Here is a 17269-nt window from a genome sequence, read left to right as displayed (position 1 = left end):
CCTGTTCGGTCGGGGTGATGTCCGCGCCTTGAGCGAGCCCCGTCGCGTTACCGGCCAGCCTTTGGCGGTAGGCATCGACAACAGACGGAATGGTGCCCGTTGCGGGCGGGCTGACCAAGGGAGTGGGAGGGGTAGCAGAGGCTGTCCGGGACGCTTGATTGGCGGGCGCGATGATCGTCAGCCCGTTCGCAGGCGCGACCGGGGCGTCGATCAGGGCGGCCGGTGCGGGAAAACCCAGTCGCGCGGCTTGCCCACTGATCTCCAGGATGACGTGATCGATCTGAATTGATTGAACGACCGCTCCCGTGGAGAGCGCCTGTCCCGGCCTGACCGAAACCGGCGGCGCATCGCCGACCGCGATCACCGCGCTCGACGCCTCGGCCGGGATCGCCATGAAGATCGCCTTGAGGACCAGCCCGCCCCCTGCTTCCTGAGCGGCGTCCTGCGGGCTGCCGAACGGCGACCAGGCCAGAATGGCCGCGAGGTCCGTTGTTGTGGCGGTCGCCCCGGCCGGCGGGGCGATCACGATCCTGTCGCGCCCGTCGTCATATCCGGAAATCCGCCACAACACCGGCGCGGCGGCGACGGCGACCGAAATCACGACGGCAGCCCTCAGCAGTTGGAGCGCCAGGGGTGCCTCCAGTCGTCGGATCAGGATCAGAATGCGGTGGATCACGTCCGGATAACCCGGCGCGCGACGAAGTCCGTCATTCGTATTTCGACCTCCACGCGGCTGCGGGCTCTGGAGCACCTGGACCTCGGAGACACGGGAGACGCAGCCATCATATTCCATTCCCGCAGGCCACCTGGAGTGGGTCGCCGCGACCAACGCGGTACCGGTGGCGCACCTTCTGGCAGTCAGACGTGCCGGAGTCGTCAGCGTTCCGCAACGAGGTCCGCAGCCAGTCCGTCGCCGCCGACCTTTCCATCCTTGCCCAGGCTCATCAGATCAAAGGCGCGCCCCCTGCCCGGGCTCTCGTAGACATAGGCGGCCCCCCACGGATCGACTGGAACCTCGGGCAGATAGCCTTCCTCGGACCAGTTGTTCGCGACCGGCGGCGTGGTCGGCCGATCGACCAGTGCGGCCAGGCCCTGACCTGTCGTGGGATAGTCGCCGTTGTCGAGGCGATAGACCTTGAGCGCCGCGGAGATGGTGCGCAGATCGGTCTTGGCCACCGTCACCCGGGCCTGATCCGGCCGTCCGATGATGTTGGGCAGGATCATCAGGGCGACAACGGCGATGATGGCAAGCACCACGATCATTTCGATCAGGGTAAACCCGGACCTCGGTGTGGGGGTTCTGCCTGTCTCGGCGCAGTCCTCGCTTCGCCTGTGCCCGGGCGTCTGTAACATTGTGATCACTGTGAAAAGCCCGCACTGACGCGTCATAATCCGACTGAAACGACAACGGCGGGGCCCGGTGTGAGCCCCGCCGCAGCGCCCGCAGATGTCCTGATCAGGGGACTTCGATCGGATCAGACGTCAGGCTCAACGCAATGATATCGTTCATGCCCGGATCACGGGGATCTGAGTTCGCCGACGCCCCGAAGCTGGTGGCGAAGCCGAGACCGAACCGTTGCGCACCCTGGGGCGTCATCGTCGGCGGCGGGGGAGCCGTGGCTCCATCGCTCCCTCCTCCGCCACAGGCCGCCAGCCCCATCAGGGCCGACGCCGCGGCCCCACCCAACAGCACGCGGACGACGAGCCGCTGCGAAGGCCTTTGCGATTGCGCGCTCATCGGCTGGCACCGGGCAGAGGCGTGTTCAGGTAGGGGAAGGCGTTCTGGAGTTCAGTCGCCCGGATCGGTGCCCCGTCCGTGAAGTTGACGTTGCCGACGGGCGCGTTGGCCGGCTGGCAGAGCCCCAAAGCGGTCTGGACGCTGTTGATCGGCACCGGATAGCAGAGCCGGCCCATGGCGACGCGGAGGGTGATGTCCACCGTATCATCGCCGGGACGCCGGCCGTTGGGATAGCCCGCCAGGTCGTCGCCGACCACGCCGAACGTGCTTTGCGTCGCCCGGGGGGTCGGTGCGATGGCCGTATTCAGTCGCATGATCTCCGCACCGCGCACCGTCTGCTGCTGATTCAGGGTGGGGATACCGGTCAGGAAGGTGGCGACCAGGTCATTGCGGGGGAAGTTGTTGGGTGCAAGGTCCGCGATGTTGGTTCCCAGGGTCGCGTTGACCGGGCCCCGGAACAGGGCGTTCAGGATGGCCGGGAAGGTCGGGTTGGTCACATAGTCGGCCAGGGCGGCGTCGCCGGTCGGCTCGGCTGCGTTGAACAGATCCTTCTGCGGCAGGCCGATGACCAGTTCGTTGACCAGCGGGTGCGACAGACGCGACACCTGGACGTAGGCGCCGCCATTCACTGTCGGATTTGTAAAGGTCGGCGTCGGGTCGCGCAGCGTGGCCTGTGGCAGGCTGGCGGTCGTCCAGCCGCCGATCACACCGTTTCCGGTGCCGGTCAGGCAGCTGACCGGCACCTCGAGCGCGATCGACGTGACGTTCAGGCTTCCGACGAGGTCGTCATTGGCGCGATTCTGGGTGATGCCGCCGGGAAAGCCGCGACCGTCGCCTGCGCCGGGGGCACTGTCGCCCTCGATCGGGACATAGTTCACCAGGTCGAAGGACTCGCCCAGGTTGACGGCGAAGGCCTCGGCCCGTTGTCCGACAAAGGCTCGACCCGCCGTGGCGCAGCCCGGGATGTTGACGGCCTGGATGAAGCCGTTGGCATAGGCGGCGTAGTTGGGGATGGTCTTGTTGCCGACATTGTCGAGCGGCTTCAGAATGGTGACGTTCGTACCGCCGGGCGTGGTGATCGGCTGGATCGTACCGGTTCGGCGATCGCCGCGGATCACGTTGATCGTATAGCTTTCCTGTTCGCCCAGATCGGGATCGTCACCGCCTGTGACCTGGCCGATGGCGCGCAGCGCGATCGGCAGGGTCTTGCCGCCCACGCTGATCGTCGCGCCGTTGCCGCCGTTGCGCAGCGTATTGGTGAACTTCCACTGGAAGGTGATGTCTTCGGCCGCGTCGCCGTTGTTGTCGATGTGAATCTCATAGATCGCGTCGGGATCCAGGGTGAAATAGTTGGGGCCGTAACCGGGACCCTGGAGAGGCTGATAGTTGGCGATCAGGGTCACGAACGCTTCGCGTCCGGGCTCATAACTGCGGAACATATAGAAGTCGGTGCCGTCGACCTTGGGCGACTTGGTGATGGCGGCGGCCTCCCGGTGGCTGGACGCCAGTGTCGGGGCTGCGCCGAGCGCGACGATCGTAGAAAGGGCGGTGGCCATCGCAAGGCGATGACGGTGGGTCGGGTGCATGCGGGCTCTCCTGGAGCGTTTGACGGTGTTCGACTTCTGCGTCGGACGTCTGCCGCCTGCACAACGGACTTCCATGTCCCAGCAACGCCATTCGCCACATTCCGGATGCATCTGCGGCGAAAAAAAGTTGGCGGTCGCCCCGCCGCAGGTGGTTCTAGAGGCCGAGCCAGCGCAACAGCCGCGGCTGACGCCTGGGCAGGACGTCGACCCACCGCCACTCCCCCGAGCCGATCACAACAACCATCGTGGCCCCCTCCGGAAGCGGCACGATCACGAACCGGGGACCGCGCAGAGGCTGGTTGCGGCACCGGGGCGGAGCGTTCTCGACGACCTCGATCGTCATGGCCCTGACGACGGCCAATGGATCGGCGGCCACGGCTTCGGGCGGAGCAACCCAGTCGCCGTCCCACAGCTGTATGGCATTCGAGACCGATCGGGCCGTTGACGGAATGGCCGTCAGGGCTGCCTGAACCGCTTCATCACGACCGTACCGGTCCTGTAGCAGCGCATCGATTGCACAGCCTCCGCTCGGGCCGAAAGCCGCCGCCCGGAGACGCTCCAGCTGCTCCTCCGACAGGGCGGCGATCTGTGCCGGAGGGGTGTTGAGCGCCGTCGCGTCGGCACCCGTCATCTGTTCGACCAGAGCCAGCACATCGGGGCTTTCGGTCGACGAATCTGCACTTTCCGCAGGTGGCTCACCTTGAACCGGCGGTGCAGCAGGGGTTGTCGGAACTGGATCGCGCGCTTCGGTTTGCGGCGCGGCCTCTTCGGCAGGTGAACTGGCCTCCTCCGCCGGTTCCAGGCGCGGCTCCGGCTCCGGCTCCTGGATGTCGTGCGATTCCGTCGGTGGCTTTGGCGCGGATGCGATCGGAGAGGCAATCCCGCGGCCGTCCGCCAGCGAGACGTCTATGTACCGGCTCAGGTCGGGTGCCGTTGGAGGGGGGCGAATGGCCAGCGCGGACAGGATGACGAGGTGAACGAGGACGATGGCTGGAAGCGCCACCCGGCGGGGACGCTTCGCGATGCTGGACGTGATGCGACGCGCCAACGATCGCAACGGCAGAGGCAAGGCTCCCCAGAGCCCACGCCGAACCTGCGTCATGGGATCTGTCAGCCTGTTGATCAGCGTCGCCCGTTTCACCTCCCAGCTACGCCTGATCGGCTTCAAGGATGCAAACGGCTCCGCTCAGGGGTTTGTACCCCAGAGACACGTCCACGGTTCCGACGCTGCCATACCGCGTGTGACGGCCGTGACCCGATCAGCGGTCGTGCCGTGGCTTGTGCGATCGACGGGTGACCCTGGGGCCGATCGCGTCTGAACCGCCTCGAGCATGTCCAGCGTCTGTGCCAGCCGGAGATCAAGGTCGATGGCGGGATAAGCGGGCGGGCGATGGTCAGCCTGCGCGCGGCGGCCGGCCGCTGCGATCCACCATCCTGCCAGACAATCGGCCTGAAGCTCCCGCCGGGGTCCCCGGACCTCAGGATCGTCACCCATGAGGTGCTGAACGTGGTGGCCGACCTCGTGGGCCACCAGGAGTGCCGCCATGGAAGGGCCGTCGTCGCCCAGACCCTGTGAGACCGCGTTCAGGTCGCCCAGGTCCAGCACGACCCCGACATCCGCCGAATAGCCGGCACCGCGAGCCGGGTGGCCCACCGGAGTCTGCAGGAAAACGATGCGCGGCGGGGCGTAGAGCGATCCTCTCGCAGCAAATGCAGACGTCCACTCTGCCGTCGTCGACTGAACCATCGCTTCATAGACGTTCTGCTGTTCACTGTGGCTGTCGATCTCGCCTCCGACCTGGGACAGGCCCAGCAGAGTCAGTGAAAGTGTGACGAAAGTCATCGGCACGAACGCAAACTCCGATTGCTCCGTCGCCGAGACAGATTGTCTGGCCGACAAAGGGGAGCGAGCCCTACCACAAACTGAGCGTGACGCCCGCTATCGGCTGCACGGCCACCCACTGTGGATCAGACGGCATTGGGCCGGCGGCGGCCACCGGTCTGGCGTAGAAAATGGCGGCAACGGCGGGAATGCCCGGATTCAAGGCGGCTTCAGCGGCCCATCCATCGAATAATGCAAACGATTGTTGCAATCGATTGCATTTGAGGTATTGTCGACTTCACGGGCTCATTCAGAAGCCCGAGGGAATTGGGGAAGACACCATGAAGCGGATCACTGTCGTTTGTGCGGGCGCGCTGCTGGCGGCTCTCGGGAGCACCGGGGCCTGGGCCCAGTCGGCGGACCAGAGCGCCGAGCCGGAAACCACGACGGTCGACGAGATCGTCGTGACCGCGGTCGCGGGCTCCAGCACCACCCTTCGCTCCAGCGTGTCGGTCACAACCCTGAGCGCCGAGGCGGTCGAAGACCTGGCGCCGCGTTCCACCGCCGAAATCTTCCGCAGCATTCCGGGCATCCGTTCCGAATCGTCGGGCGGCGAGGGCAACGCCAATATCGCCGTACGCGGCCTGCCTATCTCGACGGGGGGTGCCAAATTCCTCCAGATCCAGGAGGACGGCCTGCCGATCCTGGAGTTCGGCGACATCGCGTTCGGCAACGCCGACATCTTCACCCGCTATGATGCCACCGTGGCCCGGGTCCAGGCGGTGCGCGGGGGTTCGGCCTCGACCTTCGCGTCCAACTCGCCGGGCGGCGTCATAAACCTGATCACCCAGACGGGTGCCCGTGACGGCGGCAGCTTCGCCCTGACCAAGGGGCTGGATTTCGACACCACGCGCGGCGACTTCCAGTACGGTGGCCGCATCAGCGAAAACATGTTCGGCTCGATCGGGGGCTTCTATCGCACCGGCGAGGGCGCGCGCGATGCGGGCTATACCGGCGAAGAGGGCGGCCAGGTTCGCGCCTCGCTGACCCGCGAGTTCGAAAGCGGCTATGTCCGGCTCAGCGCCAAGTATCTGAACGACCGGGCCATCGGCTATCTGCCGTCGCCGATCCGGGTGACGGGCACGAACAGCGACCCCAGCTGGGGTCCGCTGCCGGGCTATGACGCGTCCAGCCAGACCCTGCATTCGGCCCTGTTCCGCAACAGCCCCGGCCTGGACGGATCGAACGGTCCGCGTGTCTCCGACATCGCCGACGGCATGCATCCGGAAGTCCTCTCGGGCGGGCTGGAGGCCAGCTTCGACCTCGGCGCCGGCTGGACCCTGACCGACAAGTTCCGCATCGCCTCGGCCTCGGGTCGGTTCGTGTCGCCCTTCACCGCCGGTGTGGCCTCGCCCAGCGCGACGGCCGTGTCGATCGGCGGCGCAGGCTCGGTCGCTCGCTACGCCAACGGGGCCAATGCGGGTCAACTGGTTCCCGCCGGCGTCAACGGCAATGGGCTGATCGCCTCGATCGTTCTGTTCGACACCGAGATCAACGATTTCGGCAACATGGCCAACGACCTGAAGCTGGAACGCGAGTTCGACGCCGGGACGGGCACGCTGAAGGCCACCTTCGGCTACTACCGGTCCAGCCAGCAGATCGACATGGACTGGCTGTGGAACTCGTATCTGCTGGAAGTGAAGGGCGACAACGCCGCTCTGGTCGACGTCTTCAGCAGCGCCGGCGTGAAGCAGACGCAGAACGGCCTGGTCGGCTATGGCGCGACCTTCTTCGGCAACTGCTGCCGCCGGTCCTACGACGTCGGCTATGACATCGACGCCCCCTATGTGGCGCTGAGCTGGGAGGCCGGCCCCCTGATCGTCGACGGCTCGCTGCGTTACGACTCGGGCACCGCCAGCGGGACCTTCGCCGACGGCATCGTCGCCACCCGCGACATCTCCGGCGACGGGGTGATCCAGGTGCCCGAGACCAAGGTCACGGTGATCGATTTCGCCAACACCAAGCCCGTCGACTACGACTGGAACTACGCGTCCTGGTCGATCGGGGCCAACTATCAGGTCAGCGACGACATGGCCGTCTTCGGTCGCGCAAGCCGGGGCGGTCGCGCCAACGCCGATCGTCTGCTGTTCGGTCCGGCAATCCTGGCCAACGGCAACATCCGCAGTTCGGACGCCGCCGTCGACATGGTGGATCAGTACGAGGCCGGCGTCCGTTATCGCAGCGGGCCGGTGCAACTGTTCGCCACGGCCTTCCTGGCCAGGACCGAGGAAACCAATTTCGAGGCCACCAGCCAGACCTTCACCGACGCCGAATACGAGGCGAAGGGGATCGAGGTCGAAGCCTTCTATCGCAACGGCGGGTTCGATTTTTCGGGCGGCGTGACCTGGACCAATGCGGAAATCACCGCCGATCGCCTGAACCCCGCCAACGTCGGCAACACGCCCCGGCGTCAGGCCGACTGGGTCTATCAGGCGACGGGATCGTACAGCTGGGGCGGATTGCGGGTCGGGGCCAACGTGGTCGGCACGACCGATTCCTATGCCCAGTTCGACAACCAGCTGGTCCTGCCCGGCTATGTCATCGTCAATCCGTTCGCCAGCTATGACCTGACCGAGGACCTGTCGCTGTCGCTGAACGTCAACAACGTCTTCGACGAGTTCGCGGTCACCGAGAGCGAGGAAGGCTCGATCACCGGAGGGGCGGCCAACATCCTGCGCGCCCGGACCCTCAACGGGCGAACAGCCAGCCTGACCCTGCGTTACACGTTCTGACCAGACCAGCCGTCCGCTAACCCCTCCAAAGGCGCGGCCAGTTCAACTCGCGGCCCGGTTTCGACCGGGCCGCTTTTTCTTTTTGACGCACCGGCCGCGACCGCTCATTCCATGCCTATGCCGCTCACGAAGAAAACCGTCGGAAGCCTGGCCGATCTGGCGCGCCTGGCGGGGCTGTCGACCTCGACCGTGTCGCGCGCCCTGGCCGGCAATCCGGCGATCCGTCAGGAGACGCGCGAGCGCATCACCGCCCTGGCGCGCGAGCACGGCTATCGGCCCAATGTGGTGGGGCGCAATCTCAGGACCGGTAAGACCCAGGCGATCGCGGTCATCCTGCCGCTGGGACACGAGATCGGCCAGCCGGTCTCGGATCCGTTCTTCATCACCCTGCTGGGGCATCTGGCGGACGCGCTGACCGCGCGCGGCTATGATCTTCTGCTGTCGCGGGTCATTCCTTCGGACAGCGACTGGCTGGCCAACATGACCGATTCCGGCCGGGTCGACGGGGTTCTGATCATCGGCCAGTCGGACCAGATCGAGACCATTGAGGCGGTGGCGCGGCGCTATCCGCCGCTGGTGATCTGGGGTGCCAGTTTTCCGGGAAGGGTCCAGTGCACCGTCGGGACCAACAACCGCACGGGCGGCGAGATGGCCACCCTGCATCTGCTGAACGGCGGGCGACGCCACCTCGCCTTCTTCGGCAATCCGGACTTCCCCGAGCTGGGCGAGCGTTACGAGGGTTTCCTGGCGGCGCACAGGAAGGCGGGCGCCGCCCCGCCCGAGCACCTGCTGGCCGTGCATCTGACGCCCCAGACGGCCTATGAGACCATCGGCGAGTTCCTGGACGGCGGCGCGCGCGTGGACGGCATCGTCGCGGCCACGGATATCATCGCCATGGCCGCGATCCGCGCCCTGACCGAGCGGGGGCTGTTGGTGCCCGGCGACGTGGCCGTGGTCGGCTACGACGACCTGGAGATCGCCATCCACGCTACTCCGGCCCTGACGACCGTGCGTCAGGACATCGGCGCGGGCGCCATCGCCATGGTGGATCTGCTGATGCGGCGGCTGGCGGGCGAGGAGACGGACTCCGTCATCCTGCCCCCCGAACTGATCGTGCGTCAGTCGGCCTGAGGCGAACGGATGCGAATGGCGTGGATCGCGTCATTCGAGATCGTGAACTCGCGCGATTCTAGACCCCGTACTGGCTGTCGTCGAACCGGGCCAGGCGGGCTTTGGCGGGGTCCAGGACCGCGTTGACCGCCAGCGCGCCGAACAGGATCGCCGCCAGAACCGTCGCCAGCACGAAGCCGTAGATCGGCGCGCCGAAGATGTCGCTGACCGCGCCCATGGCGAGCGGTGCCAGCACGGCGCTGACGCAGGTGAAGAACAGGATCACGCCCGCCACCGCGCCGTGTTCCGCCTTGGCGAAGCAGCTGATGCCCTTGGAGTTCAGGGTCGGGTAGATCACCGACATGAACAGGCCCGACAGCGGCAGCAGCCAGACTGCCGCGCTCCGCCCGCCCGCGATCGATCCGGCGAAACAGATCAGGATGGCCAGGCTGGCGACGACCAGCACGGTGGTCCAGCGGAACCGGCTCATCATCCAGGCCCCCAGAAACCGGCCAGCGGCCCTCAGCACGAAGAAGATCGACAGGGCATAGACCGCGACCCAGACGGCCGGGCCATCGTAGCCTAGCAGCAGGGTCGGCATCCAGACGTAGATGGCGGTCTCCACCCCCACGTACAGCATGGTCCCCAGGCTGAAGGCCAGGGCGTAAGGGTCGCGCATCATGCGCACGGTGGACTTCAGGTCGGTCGGCGGCGCGGCGGTCTTCACCGCCGTCGGATAGCGCACCATCAGCGCCGTCAGGATCAGGCCGACCGACAGGACGCCGGCGATCACATAGAGCCATTTCCACGATGCGCCCCCGGCCAGCAGGGCGGCGACGATGGCCGGGCCGATGATGGCGCCGACGCCGAAGAAGCCCTCGACCGTGTTCATGGTGGCGGTGTGCGACTTGGTCGAGGTCGAGATGTCGCCGATCAGGGCCAAGGCTGCGGTCTTGAACACCCCGATCGCCGCCCCCGAGACGAACAGCAGCACCAGGAAGAACTCGAACGACCGTCCCACCGCAAACAGGAAGGCCGCGCCCGCGAACAGGGCCAGCCCCAGGATGATGGCCGGCTTGCGACCCAGGCGGTCGGCGAGGAAGCCCAGCATCAGCCCGGCCAGGGCGATCCCGCTCATGCTGGCATAGTGAAACGCGCCGCCCGCAGTCATGCCCAGGTCGAACTCGCGGATGACCTCCGGAATGATCACGCCGACTGAATCCGTGGTCATCGCGAACATCATGAACATCATGAACGTCAGGCCCTTGATGAGCCGGGTGTTCAGCGCCCGGTCAGGCGTCGGTGCGGTCTGTGTCACGGGCGTCGTCCTCCACGGACCCCCGGTCGGCCGCCGGTGCGGTTGCCGTCTTGCGGGGTCTCGATTGTCCAAAGATGTCGGCGGCCAGGGCGATTGCGCCCAGAACGCCCGATCGCTCGCCCAGGCCGGGCGGGACCAGATAGGCCGCGAGGGCCGCGTCATCGTCCAGGGCCGGCAGATAGCCGCCGAGCCGCGTCTTCAGGGCCGTTCGGACACGCTCCAGCAGGGCCGGATTGCCCCCGACGCCGCCGCCGATCACGATCCGTCGGGGGGCGGCCACATAGGTCAGGGTCGCGGCGAGTTGCGCCAGATAGTCGGCGATCAGGTCCCAGACCGGATCGTCCGCCGCGACGGTCTCGCCGGGTCGGCCCAGTCGCGCCGCCAGCGCCGGTCCGGACACCAGCCCCTCCAGACAGTCGCCGTGGAAGGGACAGGCACCCTGGAACGGATCGCGCGCCGGATCGCGCGACACCGGGACATGTCCCGCCTCGGGGTGCATCAGGCCGTGCACGGGTCGACCGCCGCTGATGATCCCGACGCCCACGCCGGTACCGACCGTGACATAGGCGTGGTCGATCAGGCCCCGTGACGCGCCCCACCGCCCCTCGGCCAGGGCTGCGCCAGCCACGTCGGTTTCCAGCGCGACGGGCACCGCGAAACGGCGCAAGCGTCCGATCAGGTCGGCCCCGGTCCAGCCCGGCTTGGGCGTCGGCAGGATCCGGCCCCAGTCGGGCGCGTCACGATCCAGCCGCACCGGACCGAAGGTGGCGACGCCGATCGCGTCGAAGGGGTGCTGACCGTGCTGGAGCGCCAGCAGGTCGCTGACGGCGGCCAATGTCTCGTCCGGCGTCGTGGTCGGGATTCGCACAGGCACCGACAGGTCGTCCGGGCTCGAGCCGAAGGCCACCAGCACCTTGGTGCCGCCCAGTTCAATGCCGGCGAAACGGCTCATGTCCGGTCCGCCAGCCAGAGCAGCGCGTAGGGCTCCAGCATGATCGACGGTCCGCTCTGGTCGCGGCCCGACACCAGATCGCGGCCTCCGCCGGTCCACCCTGGCGGAAGATCGGCGGCCACGCCACGGGGCGACAGATTGGCCAGAACGAGCAGCCGGCGCGACCCCTCGACGCGCTCGAACGCCAGCACGGCCTTTTGGGTCAGGGCGACCGGCCGGGCCGGCCCGCGAATGTCGAGCCCATCCAGTGACCGGGCCAGGTCGCCGAATCGCCGCAGCGCCGTGAAGGTCCGGCCCTCGATCCGGTCGGGGTCGTCACGCCCCTCCACCACGCTCCAGTCCATCACCGGCCGGTGCAGCCAGCGGCCCTCGTCGCGACGGGCCGGGTCCCGGTCGAAGGCCTCGTCGTTCCCCAGCGCCACCTCGTCGCCCATATAGATCAGGGGCCAGCCGTCCAGGCCGTGGATGATCCCGTACAGCAGGCTGAGCCGACGCGCGGCCAGCGCCTGATCGACGCCCTCGCGCCCGAGACCGACCAGGGCCGCCGCCATGCCGTTGGTCGAGGGCACGCCCCCCGGCGCGGTCTGGAAGGCTCGCCCCCCCGAGAACCCTCCGCCCGCATAGAAGTCGGACCAACGTTTCAGGTCGCGGGGTTCCGCATAGGCCGCGAGCGCGTTCCAGATCAGGTCGTCATGGCAGCGGACATAGTTGAGCCAGGCCGCGTGCGCCGGCCGCACCGACGCCGCCTCGATCAAGGTCCTGGCGATACCCGCGTCCTCGTCGGCCAGTGCACCCCACAGGGCGGTCATGACCCCGTTGTTGTAGGCCAGGTCGCATCCCGGCGACTGTTGACCGAAGAACGGCAGGACGTCGTCGATGCTCTCGATCGCCTCGGCCAGCAGGACGACGCCGGGTGCCACGATCGACAGGGCCGCGCGCCAGGCCTCGACGATCCGATAGGCCTCTGGCTGGTTGCGACACGAGGTCCCCTCGCGCTTCCAGAGGAAGGGCGCGCTGTCCAGGCGAAAGCCGTCGACCCCTTGGTTGGCGAGGAACAGAAGTACTTCCAGCATCTCGATGAAGACGGCAGGGTTGGCGTAGTTCAGGTCCCACTGGAACGGATAGAAGGTGGTCCACACCCAGCCGCCCATGGCGGGGTCGTGGGTGAAGCTGCCCGGCGCGGTGTCGGGAAAGACGTCGATCAGGTTCGCTTCCCAGGCCGCGACGGCCGCTTCGGTCGACTCGATCCGATAAAATTCGCGGTAAGCGGGATCGCCCGCGCGCGCCGCTGCGGCCCAGGCATGTTCGCGAGCCGTGTGATTGCACACCACGTCCAGCAGCAGACCCATGCCCCGCGCATGCAGCGCCGTGGTCAGGTCGGTCAGGTCGGCCATGCTCCCCAGATGCGGCTCGATCTCGCGAAAATCCGCCACTGCAAAGCCGCCGTCGCTGTCGCCGGGTCGCGATCTGAGCAGCGGAAGGGGATGAAGCCAGCGCACGCCGAGGCTCTGGAGATAGTCGAGCCTTCCGATCAGCCCCGTGAGATCCTGCGAGAAGCGGTCGACATAGAAGGTGTACACCACGTTGCCCGACGCCGACGTCCAGTCAGGCGAAGCCGCCCTGACCCGATCCTGCTCTGCCAAGGCTGACGGGCGCGTTCGCAGGGCGGTGGCCAGACTGCCTGCAAGTCGCGCCAGCAGAGGTGCGCCTTCGGGCCCCGACCCGTAGATGTCCTGAAACCGTGCCTCGAACTCCGACCAAAGCGGGTGACCGCAAACGGGATCGTCGTCGAGGATATAGGGCGATCTGTAGGACATGGACGCCAACCGACTTCTGACTGAACCGCAAGGCTGCGCCCCGCCCCAATCAAGCGCCAAATGCAATCGATTGCAAGACAGATGTATCGGTTACAGCGCCTTCTTTTGATCTGTGAAGTCATAGCCCAAACCGGGCCGCCCGTTTTCGCTCCTGGAGGCACGCATAGTGGCCTCGCTGAGGCCGAGGTCGTGCGCGATCTGCTTGCTAGAACGGCCGTCGGCGACCGCGATCATGACACGCAACGGAGCGGACGTGATCACCGCGATCGCATCGGCAGCGACGAGCGATGCCTGATGTACCGCCGGGCCGCCCTGCGGAAAGACGAAGACTCCACCCATGATGCGACCGAGAGACTGGACGATCGCGCCCAGACCGGAAGCCCTGTCGCCGAAGCCCGAGGCACCCAGCGCGCCGGCGAGGGCGAGGGCGAGGGCGACAGTCTCATAATCGCCCTTGGCGGACACAACGATCCAAGCCTTGGAGCGGGCGGCGGGAATCGAACCCGCACGAAAAGCTTGGGAAGCTTTCAGGCTACCACTACATCACGCCCGCGGAAGCCTGGGCGATATAGACCGGGAGGGCGCGAAGGCAAAGGCTTTCGCGCCCCGCCCCGCGTGCTTCAGTAGGCGAAGTCGCGGTAGATGCGGGTGACGTCGCCCTGCCAGTCGCCGTGATACAGGGCCAGCAGGCGGTCGGCGGGGGTCAGGCCTGAGTCGGCGATGTCTTCCAGTTCCGACAGATAGCCGCGCTCGTCGACCATGCCGCCGCTGAAGCGGGCGCGGTTCTTCAGGCCCTGGCGGGCGATGGTGACCATGTCGACGGCGATGTCGCGGACGGAGCGACCCGCCACCTCGGCCTTCAGGCCCAGGCGGGTCACGTCGCGGCGCAGGCGTTCGTGGTCGTCGATGTCCCAGTCCTTGCACAGATCCCAGGCGGCGGCGAGCGAGGGGGCGTCGTAGAAGATCCCGGTCCACAGGGCGGGCAGGGCGCAGATCCGGCTCCACGGGCCGCCGTCCGAGCCGCGCATCTCCAGATAGGACTTCAGCCGGACCTCGGGAAAGAGGGTGGTCAGGTGGTCGTTCCAGTCCGCCATGGTCGGGTATTCACCGGGCAGGATCGACAGTTTCCCAGCCATGAAGTCGCGGAACGACAGGCCCGAGGCATCGAGGTATCTGCCGTCGCGCTTGACGAAATACATCGGGGTGTCGAGCGCATAGTCGGCATAGCGTTCGTAGCCGAAGCCGTCCTGGAAGACGAAGTCGATCATGCCGGTGCGGTCGGGATCAGTGTCGGTCCAGACGTTGGCGCGGGCCGACAGGAAGCCGTTGGGCTTGCCCTCCGTGAACGGCGAACAGGCGAAAAGGGCGGTGCCGATGGGCTGGAGCGCCAGGGACGTACGGAACTTCAGCACCATGTCGGCCTCGGACTCATAGTCGAGATTGGCCTGGATGGTGCAGGTGCGCAGCATCATGTCGAGGCCCAGATTGCCTTTCTTGGGCATGTAGGCGCGCATGATGTCGTAGCGGCCCTTGGGCATGACCGGCACGTCGGCGCGGGTCCACAAGGGGTCGAAGCCGGCACCGAGGAAGCCGAGGTTCAGCTGATCGGCGACCTGCTTGACCTCCATCAGATGCTGGCCGGTCTCGTTGCAGATGTCGTGAATGGTCAGGAGCGGCGCGCCCGACAGCTCGAACTGGCCGCCGGGCTCCAGGCTGATGGAGGCGGTGAACCCTTCGGCGTTCTTGCGGCTCAGGGCGATCAGGTGGCCGCCTTCCTCTACCGGCGCCCAGCCGAAGCGTTGCAGGCCGGTCAGCATGGCGTGGATGCCGTTTGGACCCTCATAGGCCGGGCGGCGCAGGGTGGACTTGTCGAAGCCGAATTTCTCATGCTCGGCGCCGACCCGCCACTGGTCCCGGGGCTTGGCCCCACCGGACATGACGGACACGAGCTGGTCGCGAGTGAGCGGCGGATTGGCCATGGGTCGTCCCTTCCGATACGCAAACCGTATCGGTCCCTGTGGCGGCTAGATGGGCGGGAAACCGTGCCGCATCAAGCCTGTGGGCCAAGAGGATTTCTAATAGCGACGGTTGCGATCAGGCCGGTTCGGCCAGCAAGGCGTCGATCAGGGCGTGGGCCTCGGGGCTGTTCCAGTCGGCCTCGCCGGCGAAGGACGCGCGGATGCGGCCCTGACGGTCCAGCAGTATGGTCTGGGGCATCTTGCCCTTGCCCGGAAACTCGAACGGCAGCTGGAATTTGGGATCGCTGTAGAGGGGCAGGGGCTCGTGGACGTCGATGAAGGAGGTGGCGTCGGCTATTTTGTCGGCGCCGGTATCGACATTGATGGGCAGGACCACGACCGGCCTGTCGGCATAGGTGGTGGCGAGGGCGGCGATGGTCGGCATCTCGGTGCGGCAGGGGGCGCACCACATGGCCCACAGATTGACCAGCACGACCTTGCCCCGGAAGTCGGCGAAGGTGGTGTCGGCGCCGTCGCGGGTCTTGAACACATAGGCGGGGGCGGCCGGGATGGCGGCGGGGGTCTCCAGCCGGGCCAGGGATCCGGTGGCGAAGCGGGCGAGGTCGCTCTTCGGCGCGGGCTGGGGCGTTGTGGAAACTTTGGCGACGACGTCCGGCTTGGCGTATAGGAACGCGCCGCCGCCGATCGCCGCGATCAGCACGACGCCCACAATCACGCCTATCGCCGTCTTCGAGCCGCTCATGACCGACAACACCACCCCGGAAGAAACGACTAAGGCGGAACAGAAGCCCGCCGGTCAAGACATGTGGGGCGGGCGCTTTTCGTCGCGCCCGGCCGATATCATGCAGGCCATCAATGTCTCGATCGGCGTGGACAGGCGCCTGTGGGCCCAGGACCTGGCCGGATCGCGAGCCCATTGCCGGATGCTGATCGCGCAGAAGATCATCCGGGCTGACGACGGCGCGGCGATCCTGGGCGGGCTGGATACGATCCAGGGCGAGATCGAGGACGGGTCGTTTCCTTTCCGCGACGCCTTCGAGGACATCCACATGAATGTGGAGGCGCGGCTGTCGGAGCTGATCGGCGAACCGTCGGGGCGGCTGCATACGGCGCGGAGCCGCAATGACCAGGTGGCGACCGATTTCCGTCTGTGGGTCCGCGACGCCTGTGACCGGACCGGGCATCAGCTGGTGGCCTTGCAGCGGGCCCTGCTGGCGCGGGCCGAACAGCATGCGGGCGACCTGATGCCCGGCTTCACCCACTTGCAGACGGCCCAGCCGGTGACCTTCGGCCATCATCTGATGGCCTATGTCGAGATGTTCGGGCGTGACGCCTCGCGCTTTGCCGATGCGCGGCGTCGGATGAACGAGAACCCGCTGGGGGCGGCCGCGCTGGCCGGTTCACCCTTCCCCATCGATCGCCATGCGACGGCGGCAGAGCTGGGTTTCGACCGGCCGATGGCCAACAGCCTCGACGCCGTGTCCGACCGGGATTTCGCGCTGGAGAGCCTGTCCACCGCCTCGATCACGGCGGGGCATCTGTCGCGGCTGGCCGAAGAGATCGTGGTGTGGATGACGCCGATGTTCGGCTTCGCGTCCCTGCCCGACGACCTGACCACCGGCTCCTCGATCATGCCGCAGAAGCGCAATCCCGACGCCGCCGAACTGGTGCGTGCCAAGACCGGGCGGATCATCGGCTCGTTCGTCGCCCTGTCGACCGTGATGAAGGGGCTGCCGCTCGCCTATTCCAAGGACATGCAGGAGGACAAGCCGCCGGTGTTCGAGGCGTTCGACGCCCTGGATCTGGCGCTGACGGCGATGACGGCCATGGTCACGGCGGTCGTTCCGAACACCCAGCGTATGGCAGCGGCGGCGGGGGCGGGGTTTTCGACCGCGACCGACCTGGCCGACTGGCTGGTGCGCGAGATCGACCTGCCGTTCCGCCGGGCGCACCACGTCACCGGCGCGGCGGTGAAGTTGGCGGAAGCGAAAGGCGTGGGTCTGGCGCAACTGTCGCTCGCCGAATTGCAGAGCCTTGAACCCGGCGTCACCGAGGCGGTTTACAAGGTGCTCTCTCCCGAGGCCTCCTGCGCCAGCCGCCAGAGTTTCGGGGGAACCGCGCCGGAACAGGTCCGCGCGCGCATCGCCGATTGGAA

General features: G+C 67.1%; 14 protein-coding genes and 1 tRNA gene. 3 read left to right on the top strand and 12 right to left on the bottom strand.

What is annotated here, in order from left to right; genetic code table 11:
- The 5 genes from JHC99_RS10940 to JHC99_RS10920 form a co-directional block, all read right to left on the bottom strand.
- Positions 1 to 676: type II secretion system protein N (locus JHC99_RS10940; protein ID WP_292154161.1), on the bottom strand; the 676-nt coding region annotated here is incomplete at its 3' end.
- 200 nt (positions 677 to 876) lie between these two features.
- Positions 877 to 1353, bottom strand: a complete 477-nt coding sequence (gspG, locus tag JHC99_RS10935; RefSeq protein WP_292154159.1) for a type II secretion system major pseudopilin GspG — start codon at positions 1351 to 1353, stop codon at positions 877 to 879.
- 381 nt (positions 1354 to 1734) lie between these two features.
- Entirely contained in the window at positions 1735 to 3324 is a 1590-nt protein-coding gene (locus JHC99_RS10930) for a DUF4331 domain-containing protein (protein WP_292154157.1), read from the bottom strand.
- Positions 3325 to 3478: 154 nt separating this feature from the next.
- On the bottom strand, positions 3479 to 3976 hold the full coding sequence (locus tag JHC99_RS10925) for a hypothetical protein (RefSeq protein ID WP_292154155.1): 498 nt from the start codon (positions 3974 to 3976) through the stop codon (positions 3479 to 3481).
- A gap of 534 nt (positions 3977 to 4510) precedes the next feature.
- Entirely contained in the window at positions 4511 to 5167 is a 657-nt protein-coding gene (locus JHC99_RS10920) for a neutral zinc metallopeptidase (RefSeq protein ID WP_292154165.1), read from the bottom strand.
- 320 nt (positions 5168 to 5487) lie between these two features.
- On the opposite strand from JHC99_RS10920, the gene JHC99_RS10915 reads away from it, so the two are divergent.
- Positions 5488 to 7938, top strand: a complete 2451-nt coding sequence (locus JHC99_RS10915) for a TonB-dependent siderophore receptor (protein WP_292154153.1) — start codon at positions 5488 to 5490, stop codon at positions 7936 to 7938.
- A 111-nt stretch (positions 7939 to 8049) separates the two neighbouring features.
- Complete coding sequence (locus tag JHC99_RS10910) at positions 8050 to 9069, top strand: LacI family DNA-binding transcriptional regulator (RefSeq protein WP_292154151.1); 1020 nt, start codon at positions 8050 to 8052, stop codon at positions 9067 to 9069.
- Between the two features lie 58 nt (positions 9070 to 9127).
- On the opposite strand, the gene JHC99_RS10905 is transcribed toward JHC99_RS10910, so the two are convergent.
- From JHC99_RS10905 to JHC99_RS10875, 7 genes are all read right to left on the bottom strand, one after another.
- Positions 9128 to 10366: an MFS transporter gene (locus tag JHC99_RS10905; RefSeq protein ID WP_292154149.1), complete on the bottom strand. Its 1239-nt coding sequence runs from the start codon at positions 10364 to 10366 to the stop codon at positions 9128 to 9130.
- Positions 10341 to 11318 carry an ROK family protein gene (locus JHC99_RS10900; RefSeq protein WP_292154147.1) on the bottom strand — a complete coding sequence of 326 codons (978 nt, stop codon included), beginning with the start codon at positions 11316 to 11318 and terminating at the stop codon, positions 10341 to 10343. The genes JHC99_RS10905 and JHC99_RS10900 overlap by 26 nt, the downstream gene beginning before the upstream one ends.
- Positions 11315 to 13135, bottom strand: a complete 1821-nt coding sequence (locus tag JHC99_RS10895; RefSeq protein ID WP_292154145.1) for an alpha-amylase family glycosyl hydrolase — start codon at positions 13133 to 13135, stop codon at positions 11315 to 11317. Before JHC99_RS10895 ends, JHC99_RS10900 begins: the two co-directional genes overlap by 4 nt.
- Before the next feature lie 90 nt (positions 13136 to 13225).
- The gene (locus JHC99_RS10890) at positions 13226 to 13600 is read right to left on the bottom strand and encodes a hypothetical protein (RefSeq protein ID WP_292154143.1); all 375 of its coding nucleotides are present in this window, start codon (positions 13598 to 13600) and stop codon (positions 13226 to 13228) included.
- Positions 13601 to 13614: 14 nt separating this feature from the next.
- A tRNA-Gly gene (locus JHC99_RS10885) sits at positions 13615 to 13688 on the bottom strand.
- Positions 13689 to 13755: 67 nt separating this feature from the next.
- Complete coding sequence (locus JHC99_RS10880; RefSeq protein WP_292154142.1) at positions 13756 to 15114, bottom strand: glutamate--cysteine ligase; 1359 nt, start codon at positions 15112 to 15114, stop codon at positions 13756 to 13758.
- A gap of 115 nt (positions 15115 to 15229) precedes the next feature.
- The gene (locus tag JHC99_RS10875; RefSeq protein WP_292154140.1) at positions 15230 to 15856 is read right to left on the bottom strand and encodes a TlpA disulfide reductase family protein; all 627 of its coding nucleotides are present in this window, start codon (positions 15854 to 15856) and stop codon (positions 15230 to 15232) included.
- A 61-nt stretch (positions 15857 to 15917) separates the two neighbouring features.
- Here JHC99_RS10875 and argH point away from each other — a divergent pair.
- On the top strand, positions 15918 to 17269 hold a 1352-nt coding region (gene argH, locus JHC99_RS10870; protein ID WP_292154163.1), incomplete at its 3' end, for an argininosuccinate lyase.

Source organism: Brevundimonas sp. (genome assembly GCF_016463485.1).
In the GTDB taxonomy this organism is placed as follows: Bacteria; Pseudomonadota; Alphaproteobacteria; order Caulobacterales; family Caulobacteraceae; genus Brevundimonas.
Note: the sequence above shows the minus strand (reverse complement) of the source record. Positions and strands in the feature narration are given on the sequence as shown.